This is a genomic window from Streptomyces colwelliae (genome assembly GCF_048158785.1).
Classification (GTDB): Bacteria; Actinomycetota; Actinomycetes; order Streptomycetales; family Streptomycetaceae; genus Streptomyces.
The window spans coordinates 1-455 of record NZ_JBLTJC010000953.1 but is presented as its reverse complement, the minus strand read 5'-3'; the positions used below and the strand labels follow the sequence as shown (position 1 = coordinate 455).

1 protein-coding gene and 1 pseudogene are annotated in these 455 nt (G+C 53.8%); both read right to left on the bottom strand.

Annotated features, from left to right (window positions below; genetic code table 11):
* The coding region (locus ACNFOC_RS55320; RefSeq protein ID WP_416966434.1) for a DmsC/YnfH family molybdoenzyme membrane anchor subunit at positions 1-178 on the bottom strand (178 nt) is incomplete at its 3' end.
* Between the two features lies 1 nt (position 179).
* A pseudogene (ynfG, locus tag ACNFOC_RS55315) lies at positions 180-455 on the bottom strand (DMSO reductase like molybdoenzyme iron-sulfur subunit YnfG); the annotation flags it as partial.

Here is a 455-nt window from a genome sequence, read left to right as displayed (position 1 = left end):
CAATAAACCCGACGCCCATCAACAGCCAGAGGAAAAACATGCCACGGACAATACGCTGACGGTCTGCGTCATTTTTGGCGGCGAACCAGCCAATTCCGCTAACAATCAGCGCGCCTACTACGCATTGACCCAATACGGTAAAGATAACCAGTGGCCACTCATGCCATCCATTTCCCATTTTACACTTCCTCCGGATTAGCCAGATAACCAGTGGTATCGCCGGTCGGGCGGCTGTTGGCGTTAGGTTTGATAACGATATTGGGTTTTGTGAAATGCGCGCGCGGCAGTGGCGCGACGGCAGCAAGAGTGCCGTGCTTCTGGCGCAGCTCTTCAATTGGACCGAACTCAAGTGCACGCAGCGGGCAGGATTCGACACATATGGGTTGTTTCCCCTCGGCGACGCGCGAATAACAACCATCGCACTTCGTCATGTGCCCTTTTTCAGCATTGTACTG